The 15,280-nt window shown below is 58.1% G+C and carries 10 protein-coding genes; 3 read left to right on the top strand and 7 right to left on the bottom strand.

The window, feature by feature from the left end; all coding sequences use genetic code 11:
* Nucleotides 1-42 precede the first annotated feature (42 nt).
* The 6 genes from mrdA to ACZ48V_RS05980 form a co-directional block, all read right to left on the bottom strand.
* Complete coding sequence (gene mrdA, locus ACZ48V_RS06005) at nucleotides 43-1,941, bottom strand: penicillin-binding protein 2 (protein ID WP_464542549.1); 1,899 nt, start codon at nucleotides 1,939-1,941, stop codon at nucleotides 43-45.
* Nucleotides 1,942-2,301: 360 nt separating this feature from the next.
* Nucleotides 2,302-3,216: a hypothetical protein gene (locus tag ACZ48V_RS06000; protein ID WP_464542547.1), complete on the bottom strand. Its 915-nt coding sequence runs from the start codon at nucleotides 3,214-3,216 to the stop codon at nucleotides 2,302-2,304.
* A 71-nt stretch (nucleotides 3,217-3,287) separates the two neighbouring features.
* The gene (locus ACZ48V_RS05995) at nucleotides 3,288-4,445 is read right to left on the bottom strand and encodes a glycogen-binding domain-containing protein (RefSeq protein ID WP_464542545.1); all 1,158 of its coding nucleotides are present in this window, start codon (nucleotides 4,443-4,445) and stop codon (nucleotides 3,288-3,290) included.
* Nucleotides 4,446-4,720: 275 nt separating this feature from the next.
* On the bottom strand, nucleotides 4,721-5,488 hold the full coding sequence (locus tag ACZ48V_RS05990; protein WP_464542543.1) for an isoamylase early set domain-containing protein: 768 nt from the start codon (nucleotides 5,486-5,488) through the stop codon (nucleotides 4,721-4,723).
* Nucleotides 5,466-6,032 carry an RNA polymerase sigma factor gene (locus ACZ48V_RS05985; protein WP_464542542.1) on the bottom strand — a complete coding sequence of 189 codons (567 nt, stop codon included), beginning with the start codon at nucleotides 6,030-6,032 and terminating at the stop codon, nucleotides 5,466-5,468. Before ACZ48V_RS05985 ends, ACZ48V_RS05990 begins: the two co-directional genes overlap by 23 nt.
* Nucleotides 6,033-6,186: 154 nt before the next feature.
* On the bottom strand, nucleotides 6,187-6,861 hold the full coding sequence (locus ACZ48V_RS05980; RefSeq protein ID WP_464542540.1) for a DUF4382 domain-containing protein: 675 nt from the start codon (nucleotides 6,859-6,861) through the stop codon (nucleotides 6,187-6,189).
* 701 nt (nucleotides 6,862-7,562) lie between these two features.
* Here ACZ48V_RS05980 and ACZ48V_RS05975 point away from each other — a divergent pair.
* Nucleotides 7,563-10,907: a peptidase S9 gene (locus tag ACZ48V_RS05975; RefSeq protein ID WP_464542538.1), complete on the top strand. Its 3,345-nt coding sequence runs from the start codon at nucleotides 7,563-7,565 to the stop codon at nucleotides 10,905-10,907.
* Here ACZ48V_RS05975 and ACZ48V_RS05970 read toward each other — a convergent pair.
* Complete coding sequence (locus tag ACZ48V_RS05970; RefSeq protein ID WP_464542536.1) at nucleotides 10,864-11,724, bottom strand: PhzF family phenazine biosynthesis protein; 861 nt, start codon at nucleotides 11,722-11,724, stop codon at nucleotides 10,864-10,866. The genes ACZ48V_RS05975 and ACZ48V_RS05970 overlap by 44 nt on opposite strands.
* A gap of 75 nt (nucleotides 11,725-11,799) precedes the next feature.
* On the opposite strand from ACZ48V_RS05970, the gene ACZ48V_RS05965 reads away from it, so the two are divergent.
* The gene (locus ACZ48V_RS05965) at nucleotides 11,800-12,918 is read left to right on the top strand and encodes a quinone-dependent dihydroorotate dehydrogenase (RefSeq protein ID WP_464542534.1); all 1,119 of its coding nucleotides are present in this window, start codon (nucleotides 11,800-11,802) and stop codon (nucleotides 12,916-12,918) included.
* Between the two features lie 363 nt (nucleotides 12,919-13,281).
* A complete protein-coding gene (locus ACZ48V_RS05960; protein WP_464542532.1) occupies nucleotides 13,282-15,180 on the top strand; it encodes an AMP-dependent synthetase/ligase in 1,899 nt (632 codons plus the stop codon).
* The last annotated feature ends 100 nt before the right edge of the window (nucleotides 15,181-15,280 follow it).

Raw genomic sequence — 15,280 nt, 5'->3', positions numbered from 1 at the left:
TGTTAGCGGGGTGACGTAGAAATATGGGGTACAGCGGAGGGGTTACGGATGAGACACCGGCACAGCCCCGGGTGCACCTTCGGGCTGTCGACCTTCCGGGCTGGTTTCGTCGGGCACCTCAGGCTGCTCAAGCGGTTCACTGCGCTCTTCATTGATCACGCGGTCCATCCAGTAGCGCCGCTCCCACGTATCGGCAATGGTGCCCGTCAGGTACTGCTCGGCCATAAAGCTTGCGATAGGGCCTGCGACCGATCCGCCATACCCAGCATTTTCCACAGCAACAGCAATAGCAATCTCAGGATCGTCGTACGGCGCAAACATGATAAACACCGAATGATTTTCGCCGTGTGGGTTCTGCGAGGTTCCTGTTTTTCCTGCGCTTTCGATACCTGGTATGTTGAGCCACTGCCCGGTTCCGCTCTCCATCACACGTCGCATCCCTTCGCGCACCCGATCCATGTACGCCGGTGAGACGCCAATCGAGGAAGACGAGGGCGGCTCAGCCATAATTCGCTCGCCTGTGGATGGATGCTCCGCGTATCGCACAAAGTGCGGCGAGGGCAAGGAACCGCCGTTCGCCAGCGCAGCAGTGTACCGCGCCATCTGAAGCGGCGTTACGCTCATATCTCCCTGTCCGATACCCAGGTTCACCGTATATCCGGCGGTCCATCGCCCGTACGTGCGGTTGAAGTACGAGGAATCTGGGATCAGGCCTGGCAGTTGGTTGCCGATGTCGAAGGGAGCATGCTCTCCAAACCCAAACTTGCGGGCCCAGTCGGCCCACGTATTCACATCGAGTTTCATCATCACGTCGTAATACAACGTGTTACACGACACCTCTATCGCCTTTTCGAGTGAGATGCGTCCGTGGTTCTTGCTCTGGTGATTCCGAAAGACACGATTCCCGACGCGGTATCCGGCTGGACAGTTTACGAGCTGATTTTCGGGGATGATGCCTTCTTCGAGTCCGACAAGCGTCATGAACGGCTTCCAGGTAGACCCTGGCGGGAATCCGCTCATCGTAGCCCGGTTGTAGAGCGGGTCTTCGGGAGCAGACCGCAGGCTATCCCATACAGCTCCAGACACTGCACTGGCAAACATGCTCAGGTCATAGTCGGGATGACTCACAAACGAGATAATCTCTCCCGATGAGGGGTCGAGCGCTACGGCGGCCCCGCGCTTATTTACGAAGAGCGACTCGGCCAGCGTCTGTACTTCGTGGTCAATGGTAAGATGCAGGTCGTAGCCGCTCTGAGGGGTGCGGTCTTCCTCTCCGCCCCGGTATGACTGCACCTCCATCCCTCGCACATCAACCACGACAAACTCGCTTCCATAACGGCCGCGCAGCTCCGATTCAAAGGCCGCTTCTATGCCTGTGATTCCGATGCGGTCGCCCGGACGGTAGCCATCGGGGCGCAGTTGGGCCAGGCGCGTCTGGTCGATCTCACGCACGTACCCCAGCGCATGGGTTGCTTTCATCGGGGTATGGTAGCGGCGCCGAGCGCCAACGTCAAAAGACACTCCAGGAAGCCGATACAGGTTTTCCTGGATGCGGCTATATGTCTCAAAGTCCAGGTCCGAGAAGACACGACTCGGGCGAAGCGACGACCAGTCGCGTGCCTCCTCCAATCGCGCCGTAACGACAGAGTCCGGAACGCCGAGTAGCTCAGCCAGCTCCGGGAGTGTCTGCTCGTCCACATAGCGCGGCGTTAGCATCAGGGTATAGTTGGGGGCATTGTCGACCAGCAGCGTGCCGCCCCGGTCATATAGCGCCCCACGGGCCGGCATCACTGGACGTTCACGTACTGCGTTGCTTTGGGAGGTACCCCAGTAGGTTTCGCTATCGAAGACCTGCAGATAGACGAGCCGCCCTGCAAGAACGAAGAAGACGGTAAGCACAGCTATCGCAAAAAGCCGGACACGAAGGCGATATGATTCCATTACGTCGGGGTGGGGGAGACGTGTTGAACGAAAAGATAGGCATTGGAGACACGTGTCGTACGTTCATGCACTAAACAGTTCCCTTTTCAGGGCTTCTGTAGAGGCTTCTGTACACCGGAAAGTCTCCTTCAAAAGAACCCGCTGTGTCTCTACTATACCTCCACATGTACATCCACAACCTGTCGCTTTTCCTCTATGCGGCCTGGCGTACATCAGGAGATCTATTCTCATTACCTCCAAAACTATGCCATCAGCAATACACGTCGTCCAAAAACGGATGTAGTGGGGTGTCTCCTTTGGGGGATGCTTTACGCAATGCCTTACCCGATACATGGAACAGCAACATTGATCCACATCGGTTTAGGATCCGTTGCCGCCGGGGGGAGGATCGGGACGTTCGGGCGGGCTTCCAGGCGAATTCCCGGGGGGATCGTTAGGTAGCGCATCGGGTGGTCCTCTTCGCGGATCGTCGGGAGGCCCTGCATGCTCAGGGGGATCTCCTCCGGGAATCTCACCACGAAAAAGCGTTCCGAGGACATCGGGGGCAGGCTGGCCTCTGCCGATGGCACCCGTTGCATGATGAGCGAGCGTACGCATCGGCTGTTCGTTTTGCCGGCGCGCCTGCTCAAGAGCATGGGGCAGTTGGCGGATAGCAGAGGGGGCGTACTCCGCCTCTACTGCTGCATATGCGAGGCGGTGCCCAGCGCTTGCAGGCTGATCGGCATCGGGGAGTTGAGGGAGCACCCGAATGGCGGACTCAATCTGCGGTACGGCGACGGGACGTGCCGACACGGCCTCTGGAAGCGCCGTCAACCATGCTTCGGCAACATCAAGCGAGAGATTTTGCTGACGCGCAGCGGTTACGCCTCGAATGAGCGCGGTGCGGTCTTCGGAACCCCGACGCGATGCAGACGAACCCAGCACATCGGCCGCTCCCTCACTGGCCAGCCAAGTATCTACTACGCGCCCGGCCTCTTCGGTGTGCGTACGAAACGTTTGCAGCACGGGCCGCATGCGAGCAAGCGGTACATTTTTCGCAATCCCCTCTAATGTTTTCGTGAGCAGCGGTGCTCCCGGAAGATCGTTCTCGGCAAGCTCAATCGCAGGGGTTATCACACCACGAATCGCATCTTCCGATAGCCCGCGCCGTTCGCCACGCTCAACAACCGACTCAAGCAAACCAGCGCTGAGCCCTGCAGCTCTTCCCCGGTCAACAAGCGCATCCAGGTCAGATGCTTGCCCTGCAGCGGCCGACGGCCCTATCGCACACGCCATCAGCAATACGCATAGCATCGTCTGCAGCGCTCGTCTTACATGTCTGCCACAAAGTATATCTGACATTATGCTCACGGATCTATCGTAATTATCCCATTGGTGCCCCCAAACGAATCGTCTTCCGTTTCTGCATAGCCGGGCAGTTCAACCCACTCCGGCGTATCTTCTACCGGATCGAAGTGGTCTTCGACAGCATGGACACGGAACGCGTAGCGTCCGGGTGTTAGGTAGAGTACAGCCTCATAGTGCCCGTCTCTTGTTGGGGTGAGCGGAATACCCGGAAGCGCCCACGCGTTGAAATCGCCGATGAGATAGAGAGAAGCTGCGTCTGGTGGGGCTGGGATGGATACACGAACGGCGCCTCCCTCAACATGCCATAGCTGCTGGCGCGTTGCTGACGGAGTGGCTCGCTGTGATAGAACGGCTGACGTGCGCATCCGTAGGCCCGCTCCTATGTGTAAGGTAGATGCGCCCGCATCCTGCCCAGCATAGGTCGCATGTGCATGTGTGAATATGTCGAGCGAGCGCGTGGGCTGCCACGTCGCTTCAATCCCGGAGCGGCCACGGCGCGTTGTCTGCGCCGTGGTGCTTTGCTGGCTTGTAGGTGCTGTGCGGTTTTCTGTAAGCACGTAGCGGCTTTGCTCACCTGCTACGTTGGCCGTGATTGACCATGCCGGGTGCGGCCACCAGGTAGCTGCCACGCGTGCCCCTGCGCCGTCGCTCTGCCCGATCGCCTCCGCAGACATGCTTTGGCTTCTGTATCCTGCTGTGGTTACTCGCAGATTGTCTTGAACCCACCAGTGTATGGCAGCCTGCCCAACAAGAGTTGCTCGCCAGTCGCCAAACTGAGCTGTGCCACTTGTATCGCCTCGCTTGATTCGGCGCGTAGACCCACCTGCGAGCACATCGAGGTGCACCCGTTCGGTAAGTTGCCCCCGAACAGTAGGAAGGGCCCACAGTCCTTGCTGCTCAGTCTGCAGTTGATAGCGGCGCATTCCTGTGGTCAGCCCGACCTCGATACGCTCTGAGATGTCATATAGCGTGCGCACATCGGCCTGTACAAGAGGCCATTCTACCGACTCTGCGCGTTCCGGATCGCCCCCTCGCAGGTCGCTGCGCATGCGGATCTGTGCATATGCCTGAAACTGCGTGTCTGTCCACGACAGGGCCGCCGTAGGCGAGACTCCAAGAAACACGGGCTGAATGTTAGGGTCCCAGATACGAAGCATTGGGTCGCTATATGGGTTCGTTTGATATCCGGCCGTTACCGCTACCTGGGCTGCTCCATGCAGCGTCTGAGCAGTTACCGAAAGCGGGAATGCCCAGCATGCAAACAACAGAGCCCATCCTGCTATACGCGCCACATACTTTGTGGTGCGTTCCGGTCCACCGACGAACGACTCAGATATATTCAACAGGCTGCATGCAATTCGGTTAGCAGTGCTTCGCATCAGTAGCTACATTCGCCAGCTACTGGGGGGTACTTCCAACCGAATAAATGCACCTATAGGTTCAGCACAGCATTCTGAGCTCCGAATCCGTCGTCTCGCTGCTCTACCGCGTATGGATCCGTTACCCACTCTTCGTCATCGATGAGATACATGTACTCATGTTCACCACGATCCATCGAAACCAGACCTGTCCATACCATGCGGCCGTCTGCGAGTGTGCGCGGCACGAGTGGCTGGGGCTCCCAGTCGTTGAAGTCACCAGCTACGGCGACGGAGGTGGCCTGTTCGTCTGAGTAAACGAACCGCGTCCAAACCTGTGGTGCACCTTGCTGTGTTGCACCAACCGGATGCGTCGCTGCTTCTGTGGATGCATACGTCGGCGCCTCGTCTCCGGTAGCCATCCACGTGCTGTGGCTGTACAGGCCAGCTACGAAGGTAGCTGCACACAGCAGCAGCACTGCGAGTCCACGAGCCCGTTGAGCGCTCGGCAGTCGCGATCCTGTAAGCCACTCGTTGATCCATACGCCGACTGACCGGCGGAGCGATTTGGCTTTCGCTGGCTGCGCTTCGTGGTGCTCCTGTGTTTGTAGCGCCTCTGTTTGTAGCGCCTCTATAGTGCGCTCTGCAAACGCCTCTGGGATAGCAGGTGCTTGCATCTGGTCGAGGGCATTTCGCATCCGATGTTCGCGCACGAGCAGGCGGCGCGCCTCCGGTGCATCAGCAATGCAGTGCAGCGCATCAGCAGCCTCGTCTTCACGCAAGTCGCCATCAATAAGACGCTGCACCAAACGGTCGGGGTCATTCGTCATCGGTTCTTCCAAGGTGCGTTTGAAGCTTTTTACGGGCGCGGTGTACACGTACTTTCAGTGCGCTAACAGACACATCCATGCGTTCAGACATGGCCTGGTACGTGAGTCCATCGCGGTATTTGAGAAGGAATGGGACTGCATAGGTTGGCGAGAGCGCTTGAATCGCTTTCCACATGCGTTCGGACTCTTCCGATTGCATCAGCGCGGTGTCGCTCTCTGTCTGATTTCGGGCTGGCAGGCGACCGGCCTCCGTTTCTTGGTCAGTGAACGCGTACGTGTCGCGGCGGCGGTTCTTTGCGTAATCGCGACACCGGTTCAGGGCAATGCCGTATAGCCAGGAAGCAAATCGACCGGGCGTGTCAATGCGATTAATGTGCTGAAACGCCCGCAGAAATACGTCTTGTGCCAGATCGTCGGCATCGCTCGAAACCGCTGCGTACTGGGTTGTCAGCTCAAAGACCATGCGCTGATAGCGCTTAATCAGCCGCTCGAACGCCTCACGGTCTCCAGCCTGTACCTGGTCCACTAAGGTAGCATCAGAACGCGAATCTGGCATGTACGGTATCATTTGATATGCCGGCGCGCCCCCTGGCCGATATACGACCAGGGGGCCTCTGCGCACGGCACTGACAGGGAGAGGAGATTATAGCAGAATCAAGCAGCCGGTCCCAGCAGTCTGTTAAGACTCCGCCTGCTTGGTGTGTGTACTGCTATGAGTCCTCCCCGTTGTCAGAATCGGTATCGTCATCATTGTCTTCGTCATTTCCATCTCCATCAAGATCTTCTTCCTCACCATTAAGAACCATGGCCTCGGCCTTGACGACAGGCTTGAAGATGAACGACCCGCTTTCCCCTGCTTTGACGAACGACTCTTCAATATCGAAGTCGAGCGTCAACTCAATGCGGTCGCGTTCGCTCTCAACCGTAAACGGCGGGAAGTTAACTTTTACACCTGTTTCAGCTGCACTGGGGAGCCGTAGGTTGGCTTCCTGCGCATTGCCTTCTTCATCTTCATAAAGCACATCGGCCTCGCGCGCTGTTACCAGTCGGATCTGACTGTATGTACCTTCTGGCAGGGTAGTCGACGCCATGAGCGTATCCACGCCATCTTGCAACTCTGTGAGGTCGACCGTGAACGCATCGACATCCAGTACTGAGATCCCTCCCTCGCGGGCCTCCCCCTCAGCAGCCTCATCCGCCGGAACGACCGCCACCTTCTCAATCGTAACGAAAGCCTCAATGATGTCGCCTGGTGCATCCGTCAGGTAGATATCTATCTGTCCTCCCTCATCTGCATCTGACCCAAACAGGTCGCACCCGGTGTAAGCAACCAGTCCGGCAGCCAGAATTAAGACCAAACCCAATTGCGAGATAAATCGACGCATAGTATACAAGTCTTCTTGTGTGTAGAGAAAAAATGTACGCGATTGTCTCCCTGCCTCAGCAAAATCCGTCAACAGCACTTGACCAGAGTGGCTGGTTCGCTCTGACGCAACTGCTTTCGGAATGCTGCTACTGAAACCTTTCGACAATGCGCACAATGGAAGAGCAGGCAGCCCCATGGTTACAAGATATAATGTAACGAAAAAGCAACACCCGGAAGGTCAATGTGTGCGTAGCAGCGGTGCATGCCGGCCCAAAAGAGGCAACAGCGCTATCTTAACAGCACCATCCGTGCTCTTTCGTCAGCTGGCTCTATGTTCATGTTGTGCCGATATGTGATGTGGCAATAGCACGTAGTTGGGACAATAACTGCACCTTCCAAAACGATCTGTCATACCCGTGTTGTGTAGCGCGGTGTATGTCTGCTGTATTTCAATTCGGTGCCAGCATTAGCAGGCATGGCATCAATAGAACCAGCACGTGATAGGCTGCCAGGCACCTAACGCTTTATTCCCACCTGCTTACCGCAGTGTGAAGTTAGCCCGGCCTGAGGAATCTACAACTGGATTCCGCACGAACTCTGTAACCGTCTACCGCAGCAGGCTACAACATAGTCAAGAGCTACAACCGTGAAGGAAGAATCAAGCGACCGATGAGGTCGTTGTAGTATCAGCTTAGTTTTCAACTTGTACCCTGCACCCCCATGTTGCGCTCATTTCGCACAGTCGGCATCCTTGTACTGCTGGCCCTTTTTGTAGCCGTTGAGCCCGTTGTAGCTCAGTACTTTGGGCGCAATAAGGTGCAGTATGACACGTTTGACTTTCGACAGTTCGACACCGAACACTTCCAGATTTTCTTCTACCCTGAGAAGCGCGAGGCCGCCATTGACGCGTCGCGCATGGCCGAACGCTGGTATCGGCGGCACTCGCGGAGCTTCCTGCGCGAGTTCGACGACCGCAAGCCGCTGATCTTCTATGCAAATGATACTGATTTTCAGCAGACCAATGTTATCGGAGGCAACATTGGCCAGGGGACCGGCGGCGTTACGGAAGCGCTGAAGGAACGCGTCATCATGCCCCTGACTGGCTCGTACCAGGAAACAGACCACGTGCTTGGTCATGAACTGGTTCATTCTTTTCAGTTCGATATCGCCCTCCGGGGGGATACGCAGGGCTTTGCCATTCAGCGCCTTCCCCTCTGGCTCGTAGAGGGGATGGCCGAGTATCTCTCGCTTGGCCGCGAGCATCCGCATACGACCATGTGGCTGCGCGACGCAGCGCTGAATGACGACCTGCCAACGGTCGATCAGATGACGCGCGATATGTTTTCGTACTTCCCGTATCGCTTCGGGCAGGCGTACATGGCATACATCGGCGGCAAATACGGCGACTCGGCCGTGACGAATCTCTTCAAACTGAGCGGACGCGTCGGCGTCGAAACAGCTTTCACCTATGCGCTGGGGACGACAACCGACTCGCTCTCTACAGAGTGGCAGCAGGCTGTCAAAGATGCCTATATGCCGCTTATGGAAGGACGTACAGACCCTGCCGATGTTGGCGAACCGGTCCTCGGCGAAATTGGAGCCGAAAACCAGTTTTTCGTGTCTCCCTCTATCAGCCCTGATGGACGGTACGTGGCGTACATCTCGCGGCGCAATCTCTTCACGACCAATCTTTTCGTTGCCGATGCCCGCACAGGCGAAGTCGTGCAGCAACTGCGCAGTACCCGGTCGAACCCCCACTTCGACGCCCTTCGATTTATCAACTCGGCGGGCTCCTGGTCGCCTGATGGACGCAGGTTTGCGTTCGTGACATTCACGCAAGGACGCAACGAAATTAACATCTTAGATGTCGAATCCGGACAGATTGATCGACGCATTCGAGTCGGTGAGGTGGGCGCGATCCAGAACCTTGCGTGGGCGCCCCGAGGCGATGAAGTTGCCTTTACCGGTATCGAAGGAGGGCTGAGCAACCTTTATACCGTAGATATCAATACGAATGAGGCTCGCCAGCTCACCAACGACCGGTTTGCCTATCTTCAGCCCACCTGGTCGCCCGATGGACAGACCCTTGCGTTTACCACCGATCGTGGCGTAGACGGCACCAACTTTGAAACGCTGCAGTTCGGAGACTACCGCATCGGGTTTATCGATATCGAAACGCGCGAAATTAGCAGCCTACGCCCCTTCCAGCGCGGCATGCACCACAACCCGCAGTATGCCCCTGATGGACGCAGTATATACTTCGTTTCTGACCAGGACGGCTTCAAGGATATTTACCGCTATGCCCTTGATGAGGAGGAGGTCTACCGTGTAACGGATGTCAAAACAGGCGTGAGCGGCATTACCGCGCTGTCTCCCTCAATGTCGGTCGCGCAGCAGAGCGGACGCATGGTGTTTTCGGTCTTTGCCAACGGAGGGTACTCGATTGTGGGCCTCGATGGCGATGACCTGGTTGGAACGCCGATGGGCACCACGCCTGTGGCTGCCCAGGGCATGCTGCCTACGTTCGACGGCATGACCGTGGAGCGCCTCGACGTAGCTCCACCGCTCATCGAGGATCCTGCTCCAGCTCCCCCAGCCCCGCTGTTTGGCGTGATGCCTGAAGCGCTCCGTGCAGCCATTCATGGGAGCGCGGCTGATACCACGCTGGCAGACACAGCTGTTACGCCCTCGGCTGTTGCGCCCTCGGCCGATACCACCGAAGCCCCCATGCGCCCGGCTCAACCGCTGGCCTCATCCTCGGCTGTACCAGCTCCAGCCCGTATCTTGCCCCCTTCTGCAGCGCTCAACGACGGACTCGTTGCCGGCTACCTCGACGACCCGCTTACAGGACTCCCTGAACCCGGACCGATTGATGAACAGAGCTATAGCCGCCGCCTCCAGCTCGATTACATTGCGCCCCCTCAGGTGGGCGCTCAGGTGGGGGGGCGCTTCGGATCCCAGTTTGTTGGCGGTGTCGGGTTCTTCTTCAGCGACATGCTCGGCGACCAGTCAATGAGCGTGTTCGTGCAAGCCAATGGCACGTTCAAAGATATTGGCGGTGGTCTCTTCTACCAGAACCAGCGCACGCGGCTCAACTATGGCGGCGGAATCTCGCATACGCCATCGCTGTTCGGCCAGGTAGCTTTCGACCAGCAGACGGGCGAGTTTATTCAGATTCTGCAGCGCATCTTTCGCACGCAGGCATTCGGGCAACTGACCTATCCGGTTTCGCAGACGCGGCGATTTGAGCTCATTGGAGGAGCCACCCGTTTCGGATTCGACATTGAAGCACTGGGTATCAACCAGTTTGGCCAGGTGCGCGAACGCGACCTGAGCGGACAGGAGCCTGACACTATCTATCTTGCCCAGATTGGACTCGCATACGTCGGCGACTTCTCGAACTTTGGCTTTACCTCGCCACTCGACGGCGGACGCTATCGTTTTCAGGTAACGCCCCAGGGCGGGTCGCGCAACTTTGTTTCTCTCCTCGCCGACTACCGGCGCTACCACTTTGTGGAGCCGGTCACGTTTGCCGGACGCATTCTGCACCAGGGTAACTACGGGGCCCGGTCGCGCCTTACCGGACAGATCGAAGATGGCTTCATTCGTGAAACGCTTGGCGATCCGTACCAGCTTGGCTTCGTGCGCGGGTACGCCTTCAGCTCTATCTTCAGCGATGACATCTGCCGTATCAACCCGAACCGCGAGGGGTGCAATATCGACCGCCTTATCGGCACACGCGTGGGACTGGCCAGCGCTGAGATTCGCCTTCCATTCCTTGGAACCGACCAGCTGGGCTTGATCAACTTTCCGTATCTGCCTACCGAGTTGGTGGCGTTTGGCGATGCCGGCATTACCTGGACCAACGAAGACCTGACGAGCTTCGAGTTCTCAACTACGACCGCAACCCCTGAAGGCACCACTCCAGCACGCCCGGTGTTCAGCACCGGTGTGTCGGCCCGTGTTAACCTCCTGGGAGCTCTCATTTTCGAGATGTTCTACGCCCGCACGTACCAACGCGCTACCGACTGGAACTTTGGGGTGGTGTTGCGCCCTGGGTGGTAGGCCCTGCAGCCCATTGCCCGCGCACGATCGTGGCGCACGCACCGGTAAGCATCACGCGTTCGCCATCGGGCCCTTCCGGTAGGTGGATGCGCACGGTACCGCCCCGTGCTGAAATCTGGTGTCCAACCAGTTGTGTCGTGCTCAACTCCCGGCCCCAGTACGGACCCAGTGCACAATGGGCAGACCCGGTCACCGGATCTTCGGGTACGCCAACGCGCGGCGCAAAGAATCGCGACACGAAGTCGTGCGTGCCGTTGCCCGCGGCCTGTGCCGTTAGGATGACGCCACGTGCTTCGGCCCGCGCCAGCACCTCCATGTCCGGGTGAGCTGCCTGCACATCGCCAGGTGTGTCAAGCCGGATCAGCCAGTCGCGCGCTGACCGTCCGGTATAGGTCGGAGCAGGTACGCCACATGCCTCGACCAGTCCATCCGGGAGCGGTGTTTCAGTAGGAGGGTCTGCCGGAAAGTTGAGCGTGATGCGACCTGCTGCCGTGTAGCCTGCCGTTAGCGTTCCGCTTGCCGTGCTGAACGAAACTGACTGGCGCGCATCCGACTGGGCGTGTTCGCGGAGCGCGTGCGCTGCAGCGAGCGTAGCATGCCCGCATAGATCGACTTCGTCGGTGGGCGTGAACCAGCGTAGACGGGGCTGCTCGGCCTCGCATCCAATAACAAAAGCGGTTTCGGAAGCCCCCACCTCGTGGGCCACCTTCTGCATCCACGATGCCGGAGCGGGGGCGTCCAGCAAGCAGACGCCCGCCGGATTGCCCGCAAAAGGTTGATCGGTGAATGCATCTATGAGGAAGAAAGAAATTGACATACGGTCGGGGTTGGGAACCAATAGGACGGTGCGTTAGATTGCATACTGACCTTCCTCTTTAGTTGTCCCGGTTTCATGTATCGACTTATCCGACCGCTACTTTTTCGGCTCGATGCCGAACGCGCCCATACGTGGAGCCTACGTGCCGCTCGCCTGCTGCAGCACGCCGACCAGTCGCTGCTGGCTCCGCTGTACGGCTACGAGCATGAGCGCCTGCGACAGACGCTGTGGGGACTGGACTGGAAGAATCCGGTCGGTCTTGCGGCGGGTGCCGACAAAAACGGGGTGGCGATGCGCTATTGGCATAGCATCGGACTCGGACACGTTGAGGTAGGTTCGGTGAGTGCCCAGCCCTGTTCGGGCAATGCGCGTCCGCGTGCCTTTCGGGTGCCTGAAGACGAGGCGCTCATCAACCGCATGGGCCTCAACAACGACGGTGCTGATGCAGTGGCCGAGCGCTTGCAGGCATACAACGACCCGCAGGGGATTATCGGCGTAAACCTTGCGAAAACCCACGATCCGGATATTATGGAAGATGCGGCACGCGACGATTTCTGCACCAGCTTTCGCGCGCTCGCTCCGCATGTCGATTACGTAACCCTGAACGTTTCGTGCCCGAACACCCGATCTGGGAAAACCTTCGAGGCGCCCGATGCGCTTGATGCCCTGCTTACCGACGTGCTCAGCGTACGCGGCGAGCTTGGCCTGGCCGTACCCGTGCTTGTGAAGCTGAGTCCGCCCGTGAGCGACCGGGTTGTTTACGACTCGGCGCTGGAACGCGTTATCCGCGTCGCCCAGGCGCATGGCGTGGATGGCTACATTGCGACGAACACAGCCCCGGATCGGAGGGGCATGCGTGCATCGGACGAGCAGTTGGAGGCCATCGGAGGCGGCGGGCTCAGCGGCCAGCCCCTTGCCGCGCGGAGCACCCAACTGGTGCGCTACCTCTACCAGGCAACAGGCGGCTCGGTACCTATTGTTGGCGTGGGCGGAATCGCCTCGGCCGAAGACGCCTTTGCTAAGATTTGCGCTGGAGCCTCACTTGTTCAACTCTATACCGGCCTCGTCTACCACGGACCGGCACTCATCAAATCGATCAACCAGGGTCTTGTGCGCCTGTTGGATGCGCATGACCTGCCCACTATCGGGGATGCCGTCGGCACCGACATCGAACGGTTGTCTTCAAGCATCTGACACCAGGGCGCAGCACCTGGCGCTTGAGACATGATGGTTTGCTATGCACCACCAGCCTACAGGCCATCCGGGCGAAACAGTACAGAGCAGCCAATAGTTGTCCAATGTTACCGTTTTGTATCAGGCTTTGTGCGTCTATCTGTACAGAGTCTGGTACGGCACATTACGTCTTTACTGTGTCTTTTCAGGCAGGCAAGCGCCCATAAGGTACCCACCGGGTCATCGATCGCTATCCGCCAATACTGGTTGTTTTCTGTCTGTCTGATACGTACGGCTCTGCCCTCTATCTTGAGTGGCTTCGTGCCGGTCGTTTGCGCCCCTACGTGCTAAAATCGTATATCTGTAAGTAGTCCCCACTTTTATATGCCTGCCCAGGTCGAATTCGAAACGATCCCCCAGCTATTCACCCGTCTGGTAGACCACTACCGCGGTGACGAGCGCACGGTGCTTCGGCACAAGCCTGATGGCACCTGGCTCGACATTTCGTGGGAGGAACTGGAGAAGCGCGTACAATCCATGGCAGGATTTCTGCATAAGCAGGGTATACGCCCCGGCGATCGGGTAGCAATCCTTTCCGAGAACCGTCCGGAATGGGCCATTACCGACCTGGCTACTCAGATTCTTGGCGGCATCAACGTGTCGATCTACAACACGCTACCCGCATCCAAGGTGGCCTATATCCTGAACGACTCCGGGGCAAAGTGGGTGATCGTGTCGGTTCCTGTGCAGCGCAAGAAGGTCGAAGCGGTTCTTGATGAGTGCCCCGCCCTGGAGGGGATCGTTGTAATGAGCCCCCTTCCCGACGATCCGCCCGATGCGATGGTGCACTGGGAAGAGGCATTGCAGGCCGGCCACTCGTACTGGAAGAGCCATACAGAAACGCTTCAGAAACTGGGCCGCGACGTACGCCCATCCGATACCAGCGCCCTGATCTACACGAGTGGTACCACCGGCGACCCGAAGGGCGTGATGCTCTCACACCGCAACTTCTGCGTGAATGCCAAGGGAGCGCTTGACCGCGTTTCGTTCCACAGCACCGATCACCACCTATCGTTTCTTCCGCTGTGTCATGCGTTTGAGCGCACAGCCGGGTATACTGCAGTGCTTGCTGCAGGTGCAAAGATAAGTTACGCGGAGAGCATAGAAGCGCTTACACAAAACCTAACCGAGGTGAAGCCCACGGTACTGATCTCAGTACCGCGCGTCTTTGAGAAGGTTTACAGCCGTGTTCGTGAGAAGGCCGAGCAAGGATCTGCAATCAAACAAGGCGTCTTCAACTGGGCGGTAGGCGTGGGCGAGCGCTATGCCGAAGCCGAGCAGGGCGGCGGCGCCGGACCGTTGCTTTACATGCAGCAGAAGCTGGCCCACAAGCTCGTGTTTTCAGAACTGCATAAGAAGCTCGGTGGCAACCTCCGGTTTGCAGCGTCGGGAGGCGCTGCACTCCCTAAGGAGATCGGACGTTTTTTCCAGGCTGCGGGTATTGTTATTGCGGAAGGATACGGCCTGACAGAAACGGCGCCGGTGCTCTCCGTCAATCCGCTGGAGGCCCCTCGGTTTGGAACGGTTGGCCATATCGTGCCTGACGTTACGGTCGCGATCAAAGACCTGAGCGACGACAGCCCCATTGGCACGCTGAGCGGAAACGACTATCCGTCATCGCTCACCACCGAGGAAGGCGAGATTGTTGTAAAAGGCCCAAATGTGATGGAAGCCTACTGGCAACGTCCAGAGGAAACGCGGGGTGCGTTCGACACCGATGGCTGGTACCATACTGGCGATGTGGGCCGCTTTGTGGACGGCTACCTGCAGGTTACCGATCGCATCAAGCACATGCTGGTGTCGCAGGGAGGCAAGAACATCTACCCCGGACCAGTTGAAGAGCACTTTAAGACCAAGGCGCCGTTCGACCAGGTGGTTGTGCTTGGAGATGACCGCCCGTTTCTCACGGCCCTCATCGTGCCGGACTTCGACGCGGTGCGGCTGCAGGCGCGCGACTCGGGCGAGCCGGAGCGTCGAGATGACAACGAGGCCCTCGTTGCAGAACGCTGGGTCGATCGGCTCTTCAGCAAGCATATTAGTGCGTACAACAAGCAAGCGCCTGCACACGAGAAAATTCGGGCCTTCCACCTCGTTGCTGAACCGTTCACGGTAGAGAACGGCATGCTTACCCCAACGCTTAAGAACAAGCGCCGTATCATTGAAGACGAGTACGCCGAAGAGATCGACGCGATGTATGAGCGCTTTGCCCGGCGCAGTTCGTAGCATGCTCCCCTCACAAAGCCACCAATATGGATTCACATTGAAAGTACCCCCATTTTGTGGATTGACCCACGATTCGGAGTGTCGCTTGCGGATCCATGTT

This window comes from Longimonas haloalkaliphila, from assembly GCF_055379825.1.
This window is presented reverse-complemented; position numbering and strand designations above follow the sequence as displayed.

What these genes read in the sequence shown, in the direction of transcription:
- mrdA (WP_464542549.1), bottom strand. Translation starts at nt 1,941, where the DNA reads ATGGAATCATATCGCCTTCGTGTCCGGCTTTTTGCGATAGCTGTGCTT.
- ACZ48V_RS06000 (WP_464542547.1), bottom strand. Translation starts at nt 3,216, where the DNA reads ATGGCGTGTGCGATAGGGCCGTCGGCCGCTGCAGGGCAAGCATCTGAC.
- ACZ48V_RS05995 (WP_464542545.1), bottom strand. Translation starts at nt 4,445, where the DNA reads ATGCTTCGTATCTGGGACCCTAACATTCAGCCCGTGTTTCTTGGAGTC.
- ACZ48V_RS05985 (WP_464542542.1), bottom strand. Translation starts at nt 6,032, where the DNA reads ATGCCAGATTCGCGTTCTGATGCTACCTTAGTGGACCAGGTACAGGCT.
- ACZ48V_RS05980 (WP_464542540.1), bottom strand. Translation starts at nt 6,861, where the DNA reads ATGCGTCGATTTATCTCGCAATTGGGTTTGGTCTTAATTCTGGCTGCC.
- ACZ48V_RS05975 (WP_464542538.1), top strand. Translation starts at nt 7,563, where the DNA reads ATGTTGCGCTCATTTCGCACAGTCGGCATCCTTGTACTGCTGGCCCTT.
- ACZ48V_RS05970 (WP_464542536.1), bottom strand. Translation starts at nt 11,724, where the DNA reads ATGTCAATTTCTTTCTTCCTCATAGATGCATTCACCGATCAACCTTTT.
- ACZ48V_RS05965 (WP_464542534.1), top strand. Translation starts at nt 11,800, where the DNA reads ATGTATCGACTTATCCGACCGCTACTTTTTCGGCTCGATGCCGAACGC.
- ACZ48V_RS05960 (WP_464542532.1), top strand. Translation starts at nt 13,282, where the DNA reads ATGCCTGCCCAGGTCGAATTCGAAACGATCCCCCAGCTATTCACCCGT.